The 16,054-nt window shown below is 69.2% G+C and carries 16 protein-coding genes; 4 read left to right on the forward strand and 12 right to left on the reverse strand.

The window, feature by feature from the left end; translation table 11 throughout:
- Positions 1 to 3: 3 nt before the first annotated feature.
- The 5 genes from IE209_RS15760 to IE209_RS15780 form a co-directional block, all read right to left on the reverse strand.
- Positions 4 to 1,038 carry an ABC transporter ATP-binding protein gene (locus IE209_RS15760; RefSeq protein ID WP_189687908.1) on the reverse strand — a complete coding sequence of 345 codons (1,035 nt, stop codon included), beginning with the start codon at positions 1,036 to 1,038 and terminating at the stop codon, positions 4 to 6.
- Between the two features lie 11 nt (positions 1,039 to 1,049).
- Positions 1,050 to 1,886, reverse strand: coding sequence for a carbohydrate ABC transporter permease (locus tag IE209_RS15765; RefSeq protein ID WP_189687909.1), 837 nt, complete (start codon positions 1,884 to 1,886; stop codon positions 1,050 to 1,052).
- A gap of 3 nt (positions 1,887 to 1,889) precedes the next feature.
- Complete coding sequence (locus IE209_RS15770) at positions 1,890 to 2,747, reverse strand: carbohydrate ABC transporter permease (RefSeq protein WP_189687910.1); 858 nt, start codon at positions 2,745 to 2,747, stop codon at positions 1,890 to 1,892.
- Between the two features lie 10 nt (positions 2,748 to 2,757).
- Positions 2,758 to 4,065, reverse strand: a complete 1,308-nt coding sequence (locus IE209_RS15775) for an ABC transporter substrate-binding protein (RefSeq protein ID WP_189687911.1) — start codon at positions 4,063 to 4,065, stop codon at positions 2,758 to 2,760.
- Positions 4,066 to 4,201: 136 nt separating this feature from the next.
- A complete protein-coding gene (locus tag IE209_RS15780; RefSeq protein ID WP_189687912.1) occupies positions 4,202 to 5,059 on the reverse strand; it encodes an SIR2 family NAD-dependent protein deacylase in 858 nt (285 codons plus the stop codon).
- A gap of 76 nt (positions 5,060 to 5,135) precedes the next feature.
- Between IE209_RS15780 and IE209_RS15785 the strand changes: the two genes are divergently transcribed.
- Positions 5,136 to 5,384, forward strand: coding sequence for a hypothetical protein (locus IE209_RS15785; RefSeq protein ID WP_189687913.1), 249 nt, complete (start codon positions 5,136 to 5,138; stop codon positions 5,382 to 5,384).
- On the opposite strand, the gene IE209_RS15790 is transcribed toward IE209_RS15785, so the two are convergent.
- The 7 genes from IE209_RS15790 to IE209_RS15820 all read right to left on the reverse strand — a co-directional run bounded on the left by IE209_RS15790 (position 5,385) and on the right by IE209_RS15820 (position 12,882).
- The gene (locus IE209_RS15790) at positions 5,385 to 6,485 is read right to left on the reverse strand and encodes an XdhC family protein (RefSeq protein WP_189687914.1); all 1,101 of its coding nucleotides are present in this window, start codon (positions 6,483 to 6,485) and stop codon (positions 5,385 to 5,387) included.
- A gap of 28 nt (positions 6,486 to 6,513) precedes the next feature.
- Entirely contained in the window at positions 6,514 to 7,047 is a 534-nt protein-coding gene (locus tag IE209_RS15795; RefSeq protein WP_189687915.1) for an SRPBCC family protein, read from the reverse strand.
- Between the two features lie 21 nt (positions 7,048 to 7,068).
- Positions 7,069 to 8,253: a vWA domain-containing protein gene (locus IE209_RS15800; RefSeq protein ID WP_189687916.1), complete on the reverse strand. Its 1,185-nt coding sequence runs from the start codon at positions 8,251 to 8,253 to the stop codon at positions 7,069 to 7,071.
- The gene (locus tag IE209_RS15805; protein ID WP_189687917.1) at positions 8,253 to 9,152 is read right to left on the reverse strand and encodes an AAA family ATPase; all 900 of its coding nucleotides are present in this window, start codon (positions 9,150 to 9,152) and stop codon (positions 8,253 to 8,255) included. Before IE209_RS15805 ends, IE209_RS15800 begins: the two co-directional genes overlap by 1 nt.
- 65 nt (positions 9,153 to 9,217) lie before the next feature.
- Positions 9,218 to 10,009 carry an FAD binding domain-containing protein gene (locus IE209_RS15810; RefSeq protein ID WP_189687918.1) on the reverse strand — a complete coding sequence of 264 codons (792 nt, stop codon included), beginning with the start codon at positions 10,007 to 10,009 and terminating at the stop codon, positions 9,218 to 9,220.
- Between the two features lie 14 nt (positions 10,010 to 10,023).
- Entirely contained in the window at positions 10,024 to 12,393 is a 2,370-nt protein-coding gene (locus IE209_RS15815) for a xanthine dehydrogenase family protein molybdopterin-binding subunit (RefSeq protein WP_189687919.1), read from the reverse strand.
- Positions 12,394 to 12,411: 18 nt separating this feature from the next.
- On the reverse strand, positions 12,412 to 12,882 hold the full coding sequence (locus tag IE209_RS15820; protein WP_145546056.1) for a (2Fe-2S)-binding protein: 471 nt from the start codon (positions 12,880 to 12,882) through the stop codon (positions 12,412 to 12,414).
- A 161-nt stretch (positions 12,883 to 13,043) separates the two neighbouring features.
- On the opposite strand from IE209_RS15820, the gene IE209_RS15825 reads away from it, so the two are divergent.
- From IE209_RS15825 to IE209_RS15835, 3 genes are all read left to right on the forward strand, one after another.
- Complete coding sequence (locus IE209_RS15825) at positions 13,044 to 14,120, forward strand: helix-turn-helix domain-containing protein (protein WP_189687920.1); 1,077 nt, start codon at positions 13,044 to 13,046, stop codon at positions 14,118 to 14,120.
- Between the two features lie 96 nt (positions 14,121 to 14,216).
- Positions 14,217 to 15,047: a phosphogluconate dehydrogenase C-terminal domain-containing protein gene (locus IE209_RS15830; RefSeq protein WP_189687921.1), complete on the forward strand. Its 831-nt coding sequence runs from the start codon at positions 14,217 to 14,219 to the stop codon at positions 15,045 to 15,047.
- 32 nt (positions 15,048 to 15,079) lie between these two features.
- Entirely contained in the window at positions 15,080 to 16,054 is a 975-nt protein-coding gene (locus tag IE209_RS15835; protein WP_189687922.1) for a TRAP transporter substrate-binding protein, read from the forward strand.

Here is a 16,054-nt window from a genome sequence, read left to right on the forward strand (position 1 = left end):
GTCTCAGGCCGCCGCCAGCGAACGGCCGTCGCGGTGGAACAGATGCAGCACGGCCGGGTCGATCTCCACGCCCACGGTGTCGCCCTCGGCCAGCTGGGTGCGCTCGTTCTGCCGCGCGACCATGTTCACGCCGTTCACGTCCACATGGATCAGCGTGTCCGAGCCCAGTGCTTCGATCAGGTCCACCCGGCCCCGCAGGCCGCCGCGCTCACCGGGCAGCACGCGCACGCCCTCCGGCCGCACGCCCAGGAAACCGTCGATGGGCAAACGGCCCTGGGTCAGTTGCGCGATCGTGGGCAGGGCCTGGGCCGGCAGCATGTTCATGGACGGCATGCCGATGAACTGGGCGACGAAGCGGTTGGCCGGGCGGTCGTACAGCTCCAGCGGCGAGCCGACCTGCTCGATGAGTCCGTCCTTGAGCACCACCACCTTGTCGGCCAGCGTCATGGCCTCGACCTGGTCGTGCGTGACGTAGATGGTGGTGGCGCCCAGCGACTCGTGCAGCTTCTTGATTTCCACGCGCGTGTTGCCGCGCAGCGCGGCGTCCAGGTTGGACAGCGGCTCGTCGAACAGGAAGACCTTGGGCGCGCGCACGATGGCGCGGCCGATCGCCACGCGCTGGCGCTGCCCGCCCGAGAGTTCCTTGGGCGTGCGCTGCAGATAGTTGGTGAGGTTCAGTTGCGCGGCCGCGCGCTCGACCTTGGTCTTGATCTCGGCCGCGTCGACCTTGGCCAGCTTGAGCGCGAACGACATGTTGTCGTACACGCTCATGTGCGGGTACAGCGCATAGCTCTGGAACACCATGGCCAGGTCGCGCTTGCCCGAAGGTGCCCAGGTGATGTCGCGCCCATCGAGCATGAGCTGGCCGCTCGTGATGGGCTCCAGCCCGGCGATGAGCCGCAGCAGCGTGGACTTGCCGCAGCCCGAGGGGCCGACGAAGACGATGAATTCGCCCTTCTCGATCGCGAGGTCGACGCCCTTGATGATGTGGGCGTCGCCGAAGCTCTTTTGGACGTTCTTGAGTTCCAGGTAGGACATGGGGACTCCCTTCACTTGACGGCGCCGAAGGTCAGGCCTTGCACCAGTTGTTTTTGCGAGAACCAGCCGAACACCACGATGGGCGCGATGGCCATCAGCGAGGCCGCCGACAGCTTGGCCCAGAACAGGCCCTCGGGGCTGGAGTAGGAGGCGATCAGCGTGGCCAGCGTGCCGGCCTTGGCCGAGGTAAGGTTCAATGCCCAGAAGGCCTCGTTCCAGCTCAGCACCAGGCACAGCAGGCCGCAGGACGCGAGGCCGCCGACCGACAGCGGCAGCACCACCTCGCGGAACTCGGTCCACAGGTTGGCGCCGTCCATGCGCGCGGCCTCCAGGATCTCGGCCGGGATCTCCTTGTAGTTGGTGTAGAGCATCCAGACCATGATGGGCAGGTTGGACAGCGTGAACACGATGATGAGCGCGGGCAGCGTGTCCAGCATGCCGGCGGTCTGGGCCAGCACGTAGATCGGCACCAGCGCGCCGACGGCGGGCATCATCTTGGTCGACAGCATCCACATCAGGATGTCGCGCGTGGCCCGGGTCTTGAAGAAGGCCATGGAGTACGCGGCCGGCGCGGCGATGGCCAGGCCCAGGACGGTGGAGGCCACGCTCGCGATCAGCGAGTTGCGGGCGTACAGCAGGTAGTCGCTGCGGCTTTGCACCTCGGCGAAGTTGTGCAGCGTGGGCTCGAACCAGAACAGCGGCGGCACGGCGATGGCCTGCAGCTCGGTCTTGAAGGCCGTGAGGAACAGCCAGCCCAGCGGGAAGAACAGCAGCAGGGCGAGCGCCCAGGCCACGACGGTGCGCAGCGCAGTCGGCCAGAAGGTGTTGGGAGGGGTGCTGGCGTGCATGGCTCAATCGAGGTTCTTGCCGATGATGCGGATCAGGAAAGCCGCGACGATGTTGGCCAGTACGACCGCGAACAGCGCGCCGGCCGAGGCCACGCCCACGTCGAAGTTCAGCAGCGACTGCTTGAAGATCATGTAGGTCAGGTTGGTGCTCGCATTGCCCGGGCCGCCGCTCGTGGTGATCGCGATCTCGGCGAACACCGAGAGCAGGAAGATCATCTCGATCATGATGACCACGGCCATGGCCCGGCCCAGGTGCGGCAGCGTGAGGTAGAAGAAGCGCTGGAAGGCGCTCGCGCCGTCCATGCGCGCGGCCTCCATCTGCTCGCGGTCCAGCGACTGCAGCGAGGTGATGAAGATCAGGCAGGCGAACGGCAGCCATTGCCAGGCCACCATGACGATCACCGACAGCAGCGGCAGGTCGGTCAGCCAGTCGACCGGCTCGGCGCCGAAGAAGCGCCAGACATTGGCCAGCACGCCGTAGATCGGGTTCATCATCATGTGCTTCCACAGCAGCGCGTTGACCGCGGGCATGACGAAGAAGGGCGAGATCAGCAGCACGCGCACGATGCCCTGCCCTGGGAACGGATCGTTGACCAGCAGCGCGAGCAGCACGCCGCCGACCAGCGTGATCGCGATCACGCTGCCGATCAGCACCAGCGTGTTGCCCACCGCCGGCCAGAAGTCCGGGTCGGTGACGAAATACTCGAAGTTCTCCAGGCCGGCGAACGGGTGATCGCCGGGCGTCATGAGGTTGTAGCTGACGAACGAGAAGTACAGCGTCATCAGCAGCGGCACGATGGACCACAGCAGCAGCGTGACCACCGCGGGGGCCATCAGGGCCCGGGGCAGGAGCCGGTTCATGGCGAGGGCCTTACTTGGTGTAGCCCGCCTTCTTCATTTCGCGCTCGGCCAGGGTCTGCGAGGTCTTGAGCGCCTGCTCCACCGTGGAGCGGCCGGCCAGCGCCGCGCTCATCTGCTGGCCCACGCCCACACCGATGGCCTGGAACTCCGGAATCGCCGCGTACTGCACGCCCACGTAGGGCGACTTGGGCAGCGTGCTGTCGTTGGGGTTGGCGGCGTCGATGGCCTTCTTCTCGGCCGCGGCGAACTTGGCGACCCTCTGGAACTCCGGGTTGGCGTAGGTGCTCTTGCGCGTGCCGGTGGGCACGGCGTGCCAGCCGTGGGTCTTGGCCACGAGGGCGATGTAGTCCTTGGAGGTGGCCCAGCGGATGAACTTCTGCGCGGCCTCGTCCTTGGTGGAGCTGGCGGGCACGGCCAGGTTCCAGGACCACAACCAGTTCGCGCCCTTGGGCGTGGCGGCCGTGGGCGCCTGCGCGAAGGCCACCTTGTCGGCCACCTTGGACTGCTTGGGATCGCTGATGAAGGAGGCCGCGATGGTCGCGTCCACCCACTGCGCGCACTTGCCTTCGTTGAACAGCGCGAGGTTCTCGTTGAAGCTGTTGGCCGAGGCGCCGGGCGGGCCGTACTGCTTCATGAGGTCCACATAGAACGCCATCGCATCCTTCCAGGGCCGCGACTCGAGCTGCGGCTTCCAGGACATGTCGAACCACTGGCCGCCCCAGGTATTGGCCATGGTGGTCAGCAGCGCCATGTTGTCGCCCCAGCCCGGCTTGCCGCGCAGGCACATGCCGTAGACGCCGGCCTTGGGGTCGTGCGCCTTGGCGGCGAAGGCCCGGACCTGCTCCCAGGTCGGCTGCTCGCCGATGGTGATGCCGGCCTTGTCGGCCAGGTCCTTGCGGTACATCAGCATCGAGCTTTCGGCGTAGAAGGGCGCGGCGTAGAGCTTGCCTTCGTAGGACAGGCCTTCGCGGATGGCCGGCAGCAGGTCGTCCACGTTGTAGGCTGCGTCGGTGGCGATGGGCTTGAGCCAGCCCTTCTTGGACCAGATCGGCGCCTCGTACAGGCCGATGGTCATCACGTCGAACTGGCCGCCCTTGGTGGCGATGTCGGTCGTCACGCGCTGGCGCAGCACGCCCTCTTCCAGCGTGACCCACTTGAGCTTGATGCCGGGGTTGGCCTTCTCGAACTCGGGCGTGAGCTTCTGCATCTCGATCATGTGGCCGTTGTTCACGGTGGCGATGACGAGCTCCTGGGCCTGTGCGGCAAGGCCGGCCGTGGCCAGTGTGGCCATCAGGGCGGTGCGGGCGAAACGCGGCATGGTGTCTCCTGTCGTGGAATCGGGTGTGCCGCGATTCTGGAGACTCTGGCTTGCGGGTCTTGTCCTATTCAGCCCGGCATTGATACTTTTATGCGCAATGAACCCCGGATATTCCCTTGGTTCGCACCATGGAGCATCAGCGGGACAGCGCGGGCAGGCGGTCGGCGATGGCCTGCAGGGCCTGCAGCGCCGGGGCCGGCAAGGCCAGGTCGTGCGGACCCAGCACGGCGGACTCGCGTGGGTTGATGCGCAGCAGCCTTGCGTCGAGGCTGCGTTGCAACCCTTGCACGAAGTGGCGCACCGAGGGCACGGCCGTGCCGGCGCCGATCTCGAGGACGACCAGCCGCGCCCGCGGACGGCGCAGGCCGGCGAGCCAGTCCTGCAGCGGCGCGGCCTGGGCCTCCTCGCGCTGGGGATTCCAGCCGCCATCGCCGAACATCAGGATGTTGGGCCGCGCGAGTGCGCCGCAGTGCGGGCAGCGCGGCGGCGCGTTCACCAGCCGGCACTGCGCGGCATCGACCTCGGGCGCGAAGCCGTCGGCCGGCCAGACGGCGCCGCGGCAATCGTCGAGGCACTGCAGGTGGTGGATGGAGCCATGGCACTCCAGCAGCGCGGCCGGCGCCGTGCCGGCCTGCTGGAAATGGCCGTCGACATTGCTCGTGAACACGGCCCAGCCTGCCCGCATGCGGCGGCCCCAGGCGTCGAGCAGTCTGAAGCCGGCATGCGGCACCGTGGCACGGTACAGCCCGAGCCGGTGGCCATAGAAGCCCCAGGCCAGGGCCGGGTCGCGCCGAAAGCTCGCGGGGCTGGCCGCGCTGTAGAAGTCGATGCCCGCGCGGCCCAGCGCCGGGTAGGCGCGCCAGAAGCCCTCGGGCCCGCGGAAGTCGGGCAGGCCCGAGTCCACGCCCATGCCGGCGCCGGCCGCCACGAGCAGCGCATCGGCCCCGGCGATCGCTTCGGCGGCGGCTTCGAGCGCGGTGTCGGGCAAGGGCATGCGCCCTACTCTACAGAAGGCTTTCCGGGCCCAGGGGTGTTACATGGCTGTCATGTGGCCTGCCTACACTGGCCCCATGCACAAAGGCATCGTGATCGCGGTCGCGGCAACGGCAGGCCGCCTGGTACTGGAGCTCGAAAGCGGCCGTTGCGCCATCCTGCAGTTCATCAAGGGCGCGCGCGTGCGCGCCGGCGATGTGCTCGCCGGCAAGTTCTTCAACGTGGGCGGCGCCCGCCTGCAGCACCTGGACGGCCAGGCCGTGGTCTGCGCCATGCTGGGTTTCCGCTCGCGCGAGACCGCGCTGCGGATGCTGGGCCAGGCCTGATCAGCGCGGCACGCCGCAGACCGCGGCCACTTCCGTGGCCCCCGCCAGGGCCGGCTGCGCGCCTTCGTTGGCCGCGATGCCGCGCGCATTCTTGGCGTGCGTCACGGCCATGTCGCGCGGCAGCTGCACACCGTTCTTCACGGCCAGGATCTCGGCCATCACGCTGACCGCGATCTCGGCCGGCGTCTTGCTGCCGATGTAGATGCCGATGGGCCCGCGCAGCCGCGCCAGCGAGGCCTCGGTCTGGTCGAAATGCTCCACCATGCGCTGGTGGCGCGCCTCGTTGTTGCGGCGCGAACCGATCGCGCCGACGTAGAAGGCCTCGGTCTCCAGCGCTTCCAGCAGCGCCAGGTCGTCGAGCTTGGGATCGTGCGTGAGCGCCACCACGCAGCTGCGCCGGTCGGGCCGGAAGGCGCGCACCACGTCGTCGGGCATGTCGCGCAGCAGCGTGGCGCCGGCGACCGACCAGGCGCCGCGGTACTCCTCGCGCGGATCGCAGACGGTCACGGCGAAGCCCGAGAACAGCGCCATGGTGGCCAGGTACTCGGTCAGCTGGCCGGCGCCGATCAGCAGCATGCGGTATTCCGGGCCGAAGGTGTTGACGAGCCGGTCCGCGTCCACGTCGAGTTCGGCCGGCGCATCGGCCGGCGCGAGCTGCACCGCGCCGTCGGCCAGCCGCACCGTGCGGCGCATCAGCCGGCCGGCCTCCAGCGCCGTCACGAGTTCGGCCAGGCTGGCGGCGTCGGGGTCGTGCTCGAGCAGCAGTTCCAGCGTGCCGCCGCAGGGCAGGCCGAAGCGGTGCGCCTCGTCGGCCGTGACGCCGTACTTGACGAAGGCCGGCGGGCCGGACGGCAGGGTCCTGGCCGCGTCCGCGGCAGCTCCCACGGCATAGGCCTGGGTGTAGCGGTAGATGAGGTCGTCCTCGATGCAGCCCCCCGAGACCGAGCCCAGCACGGCGCCGTCCTCGCTCAGCGCCATGATGGAGCCCACCGGCCGCGGCGAAGAGCCCCAGGTGCGCACCACGGTGGCCAGCAGTGCGCGCTTGCCGGCCCTGCGCCAGTCGCGCAGGCCGCGCAGCACCATCACGTCGAGGTTTTCCATCGTGCAGTCCTTCCCTGGAGCCCGGGGATCAGGCGTCCTTGTCCTTGCCCTTGCCGGTCAGCTTGGCCAGCCAGCCGGCTTTCTGTTCTTCCTCGGCCGGCGCCTCTTCGGCCGGGCCGTGGCGCTTGCGCATCTCGGCATCGAAGCGCTTGAAGAAGTCTTCGGACAGCGACTTGGCCGCGCCGTCGATGAGCCGCTGGCCCAGTTGCGCGACCTTGCCGCCCACCTGCGCCTGCACGCCGTACTGCAGCTCGCAGCCCTCGGCGTTGGGCACCAGGTTCACCTTGGCCGAGCCCTTGCCGAAACCGGCCACGCCGCCCTGCCCTTCGAAGACGATGGTGTAGCTCTGCGGTGCCACGATGTCGGCCAGGGCGATCTTGCCGCCGAACTTGGCCGACACCGGGCCGATCTTGAGCGCCATGCCGATCGTGTACTGGTTCTCGCCGCTGGCCTCGACCTTGTCGCAGCCCGGGATGCAGAGCTTGAGCACCTCGGGGTCGTTGAGCGCGTCCCAGGCCTGCTGCTGGGTCACGGCGAGTTGGCGGTTGCCTTGCATTTCCATGGTGGTTCCTCTTGTTGTCGGTCAATGCTTCATCAGTTGCGCGAGACTGCGCGCCAGGTCCTGCAAGCGCTCCAGATTGTGGACGGCAAGCATGGCGTGTGCCTGGCGGTGCAGCTGGGCAGCCCCACGCGCAATGGGGGCGTAGCCGCCGAAGCGCAGCAGCGGATTGAGCCAGAGCAGCCGGCGGCAGCGCCGGCGCAGCCAGGCCAGGTGCTCGGCCAGCACCGCGGGCTCGCCCGTGTCGAGCCCGTCGCTGACCAGCAGCACCAGCGTGCGGCGGCCGACCAGGCGGCGCGCATGCGCATGGCGCAGGGTCTGCAGGCTGGCGCCCAGCTGGGTGCCGCCCGCGAAATCGGCGATGCGCTGGCCGGCGTCGGCCAGCATGGCGTCGGTGTCGGCATGGCGGAAGGTGGGCGTGAGGTCGGTCAGCCGCGTGCCGAAGGCGAACACGTCGCGCCGCGGCAGCCCGCGCGTGGCCGCGTGCAGGAAGGCCAGCAGCAGCCGCGCATAGCGCTCCATGGAGCCGGACACGTCGACCAGCACGAGGAGCGGCAGCGGCTGGCTGCGCCGTTCCAGCTTCGGCAGGCGGATCAGCTCGCCGCCCGTGCGCGCGGCCTCGCGCCGCACGCCGGCCCAGTGCAGCCGGCCACCGCGTGTGCCGGGGCGCAGGCGGCGCGAAGGCACCTTGGGCACGGGCAGCGCGATGTCGCGCGCGAGCCGCTCGACCAGCCGGTACTCGCTGGCCGACAAGGTGCTGAAGTCGGCCTGCTTCAGGCGCTGCAGATCGCTCGCGGTCATGGCCGCGTCGAAGTCGATCTTGTCCTCTTCCTTCCTGGGCGGCTGGGCCTGCGCGAAGGCGCGCTGCGGCGCCAGCGCCTCGTTCACGCGCGGGCGGCGCTGGCTCGGCTCGGCCCGTCCTTCGCTGGTGGGCAGCATCTGCGCGAGCAGCTTGTTGGCCACGTCGGGATTGCGGAAGTAGGCGTCGAAGAGTTCGCGGAACACGCCCCGGTCCTGCTCGCGGCTCAGCATCACGGCTTCCAGCGCATAGGCCAGTTCGTCGCGGCTGCCGATGTCGACCAGTTGCGCGGCCTGCTGCGCCAGCGCGATGCGCGCCGGGTCGATGCGCATGCCGGCGCGGCGCAGCGTGCGGCCGAAGCCGCCGATGTTGTCGGCGAGCTTGCCGCGGCGTGCGTCGCCAAGAAGCATCAGGCTTCCTGCGGCTTGAGCAGCGCAGCGGCCATGTCCTTGGTGAGGGCGGCCACATCCTCGCGCTGCTTGAACAGGATGCCGGCGGTATCCGCCATGACCTCGGGGTCGACCGCCAGCGTGTCCAGCGCGACCAGGGCCTTGGCCCACTCCACGCTCTCGGCGATGCCGGGCGCGCGCTGGAAGGCGTCGGCGAACGGTGCGCTGCGCAGACGGCCCACGACCTCGGCCACCTGGGCCGACAAGGCTTCGCTGGCCTGTGGCACCTGCGCCCGCACGATGGCCAGTTCGCGTTCGCGCTCGGGGTAGTCCAGCCAGTGGTACAGGCAGCGGCGCTTGACCGCGTCGTTGAGCTCGCGCGTGCGGTTGCTCGTCAGCAGGGTGACGGGGCTGGCCAGCGCGCGGATGGTGCCGATCTCGGGCACGCTGACCTGGTACTCGCCCAGGTACTCGAGCAGGAAGGCCTCGAAGGGCTCGTCGGCGCGGTCGACCTCGTCGATGAGCAGCACGGCCCCCGGCGGTGGCGCCTGCAGCGCCTGCAGCAGCGGGCGGCGGATCAGGTAACGCGGCTGGTAGACCTCGCGTTCCAGCGTGGCGGCGTCTTCATGGCTCTCGGCTGCGCGCATGTGCAGCAGCTGGGCCGCGTAGTTCCATTCGTAGAGCGCCTCGCGCTGCTCCAGCCCGTCGTAGCACTGCAGGCGCAGCAACTCGCGCTGCAAGGCCTTGGCCAGCGCCTTGGCCAGCTCGGTCTTGCCCACGCCGGGCTCGCCCTCCAGCAGCAGCGGACGCTCCAGTTTCAGGGCCAGGAACACGGCGGTGGCAAGCCGGCGGTCGGCGAAGTAGCCGGCCTGGGCGAGCGCGGCCGACAGGGCATCGATCGAAGGAAATGGACAACTCAAGGCGCGACCTCGAAGGAAAAAGGCCCCGTCGAGACGGGGCCTGGCAGGACGTTGGGGCCTCGAATTTAGCCCAAGGCCTTGGCCACGGCCCGCTGCGTCTGCACGCTGATCAGGTTGGCGCGGTAGGCGGCCGTGGCATGGATGTCGGCGTTGAGCTCGCTCGCGTCGATCTTCACGGCCGCCGCGGCCTCTGGGGTGAAGCTCTTGTTCAGGGCGGCCTCCAGGTCGGCATGGCGGAACACGCAGCTGGACGCGCCCGTCACGGCCACGCGCACGCCGCTGTCGAACTGGGCCACGAACACGCCGACCAGCGCGAAGCGCGAAGCCGCCTGCTTGAACTTGAGGTAGGCCGCGCGCTTCGGGATCGGGAAGCGGATCGCGGTGATCAGTTCGCCCTCCTCCAGCGCGGTGGAGAACATGCCCGTGAAGAAATCGTCCGCCGCGATCTCGCGCTGCGTGGTGATGACCGTGGCGCCCAGCGCCAGCACGGCGCTCGGATAGCAGGCAGATGGGTCGTTGTTGGCCACCGAGCCGCCCAGCGTGCCCATGGCGCGCACCTGGCGGTCGCCGATGTGGCTGGCCAGGTCGGCCAGCGCGGGGATGGCGGCCTGCACCTCGGCGCTGTTCGCCACGTCCAGGTGGCGTGTCATCGCGCCGATGACGATGGCATCGCCTTCCTTGCGGATGCCGGCCAGGTCGGCGATGCCGCCCAGGTCGACGAGTTGGCCGGGGTCGGCCAGGCGCAGCTTCATGGAGGCCAGCAGGGTCTGGCCGCCGGCCAGCGGACGGGCGCCGGCAGCGGCGAGCTTGGCGGCGTCCGCGGCGCTGGCGGGTCGTTCGATCGTGAATGCGTACATGGTGTTCTTCTCCCTCAAGCCTTGGCGGATTGGATGGCGGCCCAGACGCGCGCGGGCGAGGCCGGCATGTCGAAGTCCTTCACGCCCAGCGGCGCCAGCGCGTCCAGCACGGCGTTGATGAGGGCCGGCGGCGAGCCGATCGCGCCGGCTTCGCCACAGCCCTTGGTGCCCAGCGGGTTGTGCGTGCACGGGGTGCAGACGGTGTCCAGCTTGAACTGCGGGAAATCGTCGGCACGCGGCATCGCGTAGTCCATGAAGGAGCCGGTCAGCAGCTGGCCCGTGCTCTCGTCGTAGACGCAGTTCTCCATGAGCGCCTGGCCCAGGCCCTGCACGATGCCGCCGTGCACCTGGCCTTCCACGATCATGGGGTTGATGATGGTGCCGAAGTCGTCCACCGCGCTGAAGCGGTCCACGCGCACCACGCCCGTGGCCGGGTCGACCTCGACCTCGCAGATGTAGGTGCCGGCCGGGAAGGTGAAGTTGGTCGGGTCGTAGAAGGCGGTCTCGTTGAGGCCGGGTTCGAGCTTGTCGAGCGGGTAGTTGTGCGGCACGTAGGCCGTCAGCGCGACCTGGCCGAACGGGATCTTCTTGTCCGTGCCCTTGACCGTGAACTCGCCATTGGCGAACTCGATGTCGGCGTCCGAGGCCTCCATCAGGTGCGCGGCGATCTTCTTGGCCTTGGTCTCGATCTTGTCCAGCGCCTTCATGATGGCCGCGCCGCCGACCGAGATCGAGCGCGAGCCGTAGGTGCCCATGCCGAAGGGGACGCGGCCGGTGTCGCCGTGCACCACGTCCACGTTCTCGACCGGGATGCCCAGCCGCGCGGCCACCACCTGCGCGAAGGTCGTCTCGTGGCCCTGGCCATGGCTGTGCGAGCCCGTGAACACGGTCACGCTGCCGGTCGGGTGCACGCGCACCTCGCCGCATTCGAACAGGCCGGCGCGTGCGCCCAGCGCGCCCGCAATGTTGGACGGCGCGATGCCGCAGGCCTCGATGTAGCTGCTGTAGCCGATGCCGCGCTTGAGGCCCTTGGCCTCGCTGGCTGCGCGGCGCGCGGCGAAGCCGGCCACGTCGGCAAGCTCCTGGGCCCGGGTCAGGCATTGCAGGTAGTCGCCCGTGTCGTACTGCAGTGCGACCGGCGTCTGGTAGGGCCACTGGTTGATGAAGTTGCGCTTGCGGATCTCGTCTTGCCCCAGGCCCAGCTCCCAGCCGCAGCGGCTGACCAGGCGCTCGAGCAGATAGGTGGCCTCGGGCCGGCCGGCGCCGCGGTAGGCATCCACGGGTGCGGTGTTGGTGAACCAGGCGTCCACTTCCACGTAGATCTGCGGGCAGGTGTACTGGCCGGCCAGCAGCGTGGCATAGAGGATGGTGGGCACGGCGGTCGAGAAGGTCGACAGGTAGGCGCCCAGGTTGGCGTCGGTGTGCACGCGCATCGCCAGGAACTTGCCATCCTTGTCCATCGCCATCTCGGCGTGGCTCACATGGTCGCGGCCATGGGCGTCGGACAGGAAGGCCTCACCACGCTCGCAGTTCCACTTGATGTTGCGGTTGAGCTGTTTGGCGGCCCAGGTCAGGCACACGTCTTCGGCATAGAGGTAGATCTTGGAGCCGAAGCCGCCGCCGACATCGGGCGCGATCACGCGCACCTTGTGCTCGGGCAGGCCCAGCACGAAGGCCGTCATGAGCAGCCGCTCGACGTGCGGATTCTGGTTGGAGACGTACAGCGTGTATTCGTCGCTGGCGCGGTTGTAGCTGCCGATGGCCGCGCGCGGCTCCATCGCGTTGGGAACGAGCCGGTTGTTCGTGAGGTCCAGCTTGGTGACATGCGCGGCGTTGGCGAAGGCCGCATCGACCTGGGCCTTGTCGCCGATGGCCCACTTGTAGCAGTGGTTGTCGGGCGCGATGTCGTGCAGTGCCGTGGCCTTGGCCGCATCGCTGACCTTGGTCACGGCGGGCAGCACGTCGTAGCCGACCTCGACGGCCTCGGCGGCGTTCTTGGCCTGCTCGAGCGTCTCGGCCACGACCATGGCCACGTGGTCGCCCACGTAACGCACCTTGCCCTGGGCCAGGATGGGGTGCGGTGGCTCCTTCATGGGCTGGCCGTCCGAGCTCGTGATGAGCCAGCCGCAAGGCAGGCCGCCGATCTTCTCGACGTCCTTGCCCGTGAAGATGCGGACCACGCCTGGCATCGCGGCGGCCTTGGCGGTCTCGATGCCGGTGATGGTGGCGTGCGCATGCGGCGAGCGCACGAACACGGCGTGGGCCTGGTGGGCCAGGTGCACGTCGTCGGTGTAGTTGCCCGCGCCGGTCAGGAAGCGCAGGTCCTCCTTGCGCTGGAGGGCTTCGCCGATGTGCGGCAGCTTGGAGAAGTCGGAAGCGCCCATGGTGTCGCTCCTTCGCGTTCAGGCCGTGGCCATGGTCTTTTGCGCCACCTGCACCGCCTTGACGATGTTCTGGTAGCCGGTGCAGCGGCAGATGTTGCCTTCGAGCAGCTCGCGGATCTCCTGCTCGTTCGCCTTGGGGTGGTGGGTGCAGAGGTCCACCGCGCTCATCACCATACCGGTCGTGCAGAAGCCGCATTGCAGGCCGTGGCACTCCTTGAACGCCGCCTGCATGGGGTGCAGCGTCCCGTCTTCCTGGGCCAGGCCCTCGATGGTGGTGATCTCGGCGCCCGCGACCTGGGCCGCCAGCACGTTGCAGGACTTCACGGCGCGGCCGTTCAGGATCACGGTGCAGGCGCCGCACTGGGCCGTGTCGCAGCCGACGTGGGTGCCGGTCAGGTGAAGGTGTTCGCGGATCGTCTGGACCAGCAGGGTGTTGGGCGGCACGTCCACCGATACCTGCTTGCCGTTGACCGTCAGTTGTACCTGCATAGGAGTCTCTCCATCTGGGGGTGTGGGGTCGGCTTGGATTGTTGGGAGGCACCACGGTACACCACCTAGGCGAAACCCTAGGCGACTGCGCGCGCCCTCAGAAATTCTCAAAATGAAACAGCCCCACGACAGGCCCACAATCGGGTGCCCCCGCGATGACCATGCTGCTCCACCCTGCCCCGCCCGACCGCACCGAGCCGATCCGCCTGGCCCGTGCGCAGGTGCTGGAGCAACGCCTGCCCGGCACGGGCGGGCTGGTTGCGCCCTGGATCGAGCGCTCCTGGCTGCGCTGCCTGGCGCTGGGCCATGCGCCGCAGCAGCGGCTGGGCTTCGAGGCGGTGTCTGCCGCGCAGGCGCGTGCGGCGGCCGAGGCCAACCAGCGGCTCGCGCGGGCCGCGCGGCCCGTGCTCGAGCGCCTGGCGCAGGCGCTCGCGCAGACCGGCTACTTCGCGGTGCTGGCCAATGCCGAGGGCGTGGTCGTCGACGCCCAGGGCGCGATCGACCGCAGCGACCGCCGCGCGCTGCTGATCACGCGCGTGGGCACGGACCTGTCCGAAGCGCGCGTGGGCACCACGGCCATCGGCGCCGCGCTGGCCGAGCAGCAACCGGTGTGGCTGCACCGGGCCGAGCACTTCTTCGCCGACACCAGCGCCTACAGCTGTGCGGGCGCCCCGTTCCACGGCCCCGACGGCACGCTGGCCGGCATGCTGGACCTGACCGGCGTGGACGTGGCCGAGCGGCCCGAACTGCAGCATCTGGCGGCCCAGGCCGCGCGCAGCATCACCAACGCGCTGGCGCTGGCCGTGCCGCATGCGCTGGCCCTGCGCCTGGCATGGCCCGGCACCGCGCCCGGCGGCGATGCCGACGGCCTGCTCGCGCTCGATGGCGACGGTCGGGTGGTGGCCGCCAACGCCGCCGCGCGGGCCATGCTGGCCCTGCCTCCGGCGCGTGGGCCGGTCCATGCGGACGAGTTGTTCGCGATGCCGCATGCCAGCCTCTTCGATGCCGCGCGCCATGCGCAGGCGATCGAGGCGCCGTTGTGGTCCAGGCTGCGGATCAGCGTGCTGGCCCAGGCCGCTGGCCAGCCGCCCGCAGGCAGCGGCGCGGCCTCGCTGCGCGCCGTCGAAGACGCGCTGATCCGCCGGGCCGTGGACGAGGCACGCGGCAACGTGGCCCAGGCCGCGCGCCGGCTGGGCATCAGCCGCGCGACGCTGTACCGCAAGCTCGGCCGGCGCTGAGCGCCAGCCTCCGGACTTACCCTTGTTCCTGCCCAACAGGCTGCTTCGAATTGGTCTGGTCGTCATACCATCACGCCAGTTCTGGAGGAGGACACGATGACGACGACGATTGCCTTGCTCGGCGCAGGCGGGAAGATGGGCGTGCGCCTGGCGAAGAACCTGCAGGGCTCGCGCTTCGCGGTGCGGCATGTGGAGGTCAGCGAGGCCGGCCGGCAGCGGCTGCGTGACGAGGCCGGCATCGCCTGCATGGACCAGGCTGCCGCGCTGGACGGTGCGCAGGTGGTGATCCTGGCCGTGCCCGACACCTTGATCGGCAAGATCGCGCATGCGATCGCGCCGCAGCTGGCGCCCGGCACCATGGTCATGCTGCTCGATGCCGCCGCGCCGTTCGCAGGCCATCTGCCCGAGCGGGCCGACCTCGTGTACTTCGTCGCTCATCCCTGCCACCCGCCGATCTTCAGCGCCGACTTGCGCAAGGACGGCCGACCCGACTTCTTCGGCGGCGGCCATGCGCCGCAGTCGGTCGTCAGCGCGCTGATGCAGGGCGGGCCCGCCGATTTCGACCTTGGCGAGGAGGTCGCCAAGACCATCTACGCGCCCATCCTGCGCTCCTACCGCGTGACCGTGGAGCAGATGGCGCTGCTCGAGCCCGGCCTGTCGGAGACCGTGTGCGCCACGCTGCTGGACGTGATGCGCGAGGCCATGGACGAGGTGGTGCGCCGCGGCGTGCCCGCAGATGCGGCGCGCGATTTCCTGCTCGGCCACATGACCATCCTGTCGGCCGTGATCTTCCAGGAGATCCCGGGCCAGTTCTCCGATGCCTGCAACAAGGCCATCACCTTCGGCAAGCCACGGCTCATGCGCGAGGACTGGAAGGGCGTGTTCGAACGCGCGGAGATCGCCGAGAGCATCCGCCGCATCACCTGAATCCTGCACGACCCACACCAAGGAGACCACGCATGCCCTGTCCGACCCTCGCCCGCACCGCCGTCGCCGCCCTGGCCCTGCTGGCCTGCAGCGCCCAGGCCCAGACCGTGCTCAAGATCGGCTACACGCCGGCCAAGGACTCGCACTACTGGGTCGGCGCCACGGCCTTTTGCGCCGAGGTCGAGAAGAACACGCAGAACCGCTTCAAGTGCCAGCAGTTCCCCAGCTCGGCGCTGGGCGGCGAGCGCGAGCAGATCGAGGCCGTGCAGCTCGGAACGCAGGACGCCGTGATCACCTCGACCGGGCCGGTGGGCAACTTCGTGCCCGAGGTCAAGATCGTCGACATCCCCTTCCTGTTCCGCGACTACGCCCATGCGCGCACGGTGTTCGACGGGCCGATCGGGCAGGACCTGCTGACCAAGTTCCCGCCCAAGGGCCTGGTCGCGCTGGCCTGGACCGAGAACGGCTTTCGCCACATCACCAACAGCCGGCGCCCCATCCACAAGCCCGAGGACACCAGGGGTCTGAAGGTGCGCACCATGGAGAACAAGGTGCACATGGAGGGTTACCGCAGCTTCGGCATGCTGCCCACGCCGATGGCCTTCCCCGAGGTGTTCACGGCCCTGCAGCAGGGCACGGTGGACGGCCAGGAGAACCCGATCCCGGTCATCACGAGTTCCAAGTTCGCCCAGGTGCAAAAGCACCTCTCGCTGACCGGCCATGTCTATTCACCGGCCCTGCTGCTGCTGTCCAACGCGGTCTGGAGCAAGCTCTCGGAGGCGGACAGGAAGGTCTTCCTGGAGGCGGCGAAGGTCAGCGTGGCGGCACAGCGCAGGAAGGTCGACGAGGACGACGCCAACGGCGTAGCGCTGCTGGAGAAGGAAGGCATGCAGGTGGTGCGCAACGTGGACAAGACCGCCTTCCAGGAGGCGCTCAAGCCAGCCTATGCGGCCTACGCCAAGGAGTTCGGCGCCGACAACATCAAGAAGATCCAGGACGTGCGGTAG

Origin of the sequence: Pseudorhodoferax aquiterrae, assembly GCF_014652235.1 — a bacterium.
Taxonomy (GTDB): Bacteria; Pseudomonadota; Gammaproteobacteria; order Burkholderiales; family Burkholderiaceae_C; genus Pseudorhodoferax; species Pseudorhodoferax aquiterrae.

Bases quoted from the DNA above. Each gene is read 5' to 3' on its own strand.
- IE209_RS15760 (WP_189687908.1), bottom strand. From the start codon at position 1,038: ATGTCCTACCTGGAACTCAAGAACGTCCAAAAGAGCTTCGGCGACGCC.
- IE209_RS15765 (WP_189687909.1), bottom strand. From the start codon at position 1,886: ATGCACGCCAGCACCCCTCCCAACACCTTCTGGCCGACTGCGCTGCGC.
- IE209_RS15770 (WP_189687910.1), bottom strand. From the start codon at position 2,747: ATGAACCGGCTCCTGCCCCGGGCCCTGATGGCCCCCGCGGTGGTCACG.
- IE209_RS15775 (WP_189687911.1), bottom strand. From the start codon at position 4,065: ATGCCGCGTTTCGCCCGCACCGCCCTGATGGCCACACTGGCCACGGCC.
- IE209_RS15780 (WP_189687912.1), bottom strand. From the start codon at position 5,059: ATGCCCTTGCCCGACACCGCGCTCGAAGCCGCCGCCGAAGCGATCGCC.
- IE209_RS15785 (WP_189687913.1), top strand. From the start codon at position 5,136: ATGCACAAAGGCATCGTGATCGCGGTCGCGGCAACGGCAGGCCGCCTG.
- IE209_RS15790 (WP_189687914.1), bottom strand. From the start codon at position 6,485: ATGGAAAACCTCGACGTGATGGTGCTGCGCGGCCTGCGCGACTGGCGC.
- IE209_RS15795 (WP_189687915.1), bottom strand. From the start codon at position 7,047: ATGGAAATGCAAGGCAACCGCCAACTCGCCGTGACCCAGCAGCAGGCC.
- IE209_RS15800 (WP_189687916.1), bottom strand. From the start codon at position 8,253: ATGCTTCTTGGCGACGCACGCCGCGGCAAGCTCGCCGACAACATCGGC.
- IE209_RS15810 (WP_189687918.1), bottom strand. From the start codon at position 10,009: ATGTACGCATTCACGATCGAACGACCCGCCAGCGCCGCGGACGCCGCC.
- IE209_RS15815 (WP_189687919.1), bottom strand. From the start codon at position 12,393: ATGGGCGCTTCCGACTTCTCCAAGCTGCCGCACATCGGCGAAGCCCTC.
- IE209_RS15820 (WP_145546056.1), bottom strand. From the start codon at position 12,882: ATGCAGGTACAACTGACGGTCAACGGCAAGCAGGTATCGGTGGACGTG.
- IE209_RS15825 (WP_189687920.1), top strand. From the start codon at position 13,044: ATGCTGCTCCACCCTGCCCCGCCCGACCGCACCGAGCCGATCCGCCTG.
- IE209_RS15830 (WP_189687921.1), top strand. From the start codon at position 14,217: ATGACGACGACGATTGCCTTGCTCGGCGCAGGCGGGAAGATGGGCGTG.
- IE209_RS15835 (WP_189687922.1), top strand. From the start codon at position 15,080: ATGCCCTGTCCGACCCTCGCCCGCACCGCCGTCGCCGCCCTGGCCCTG.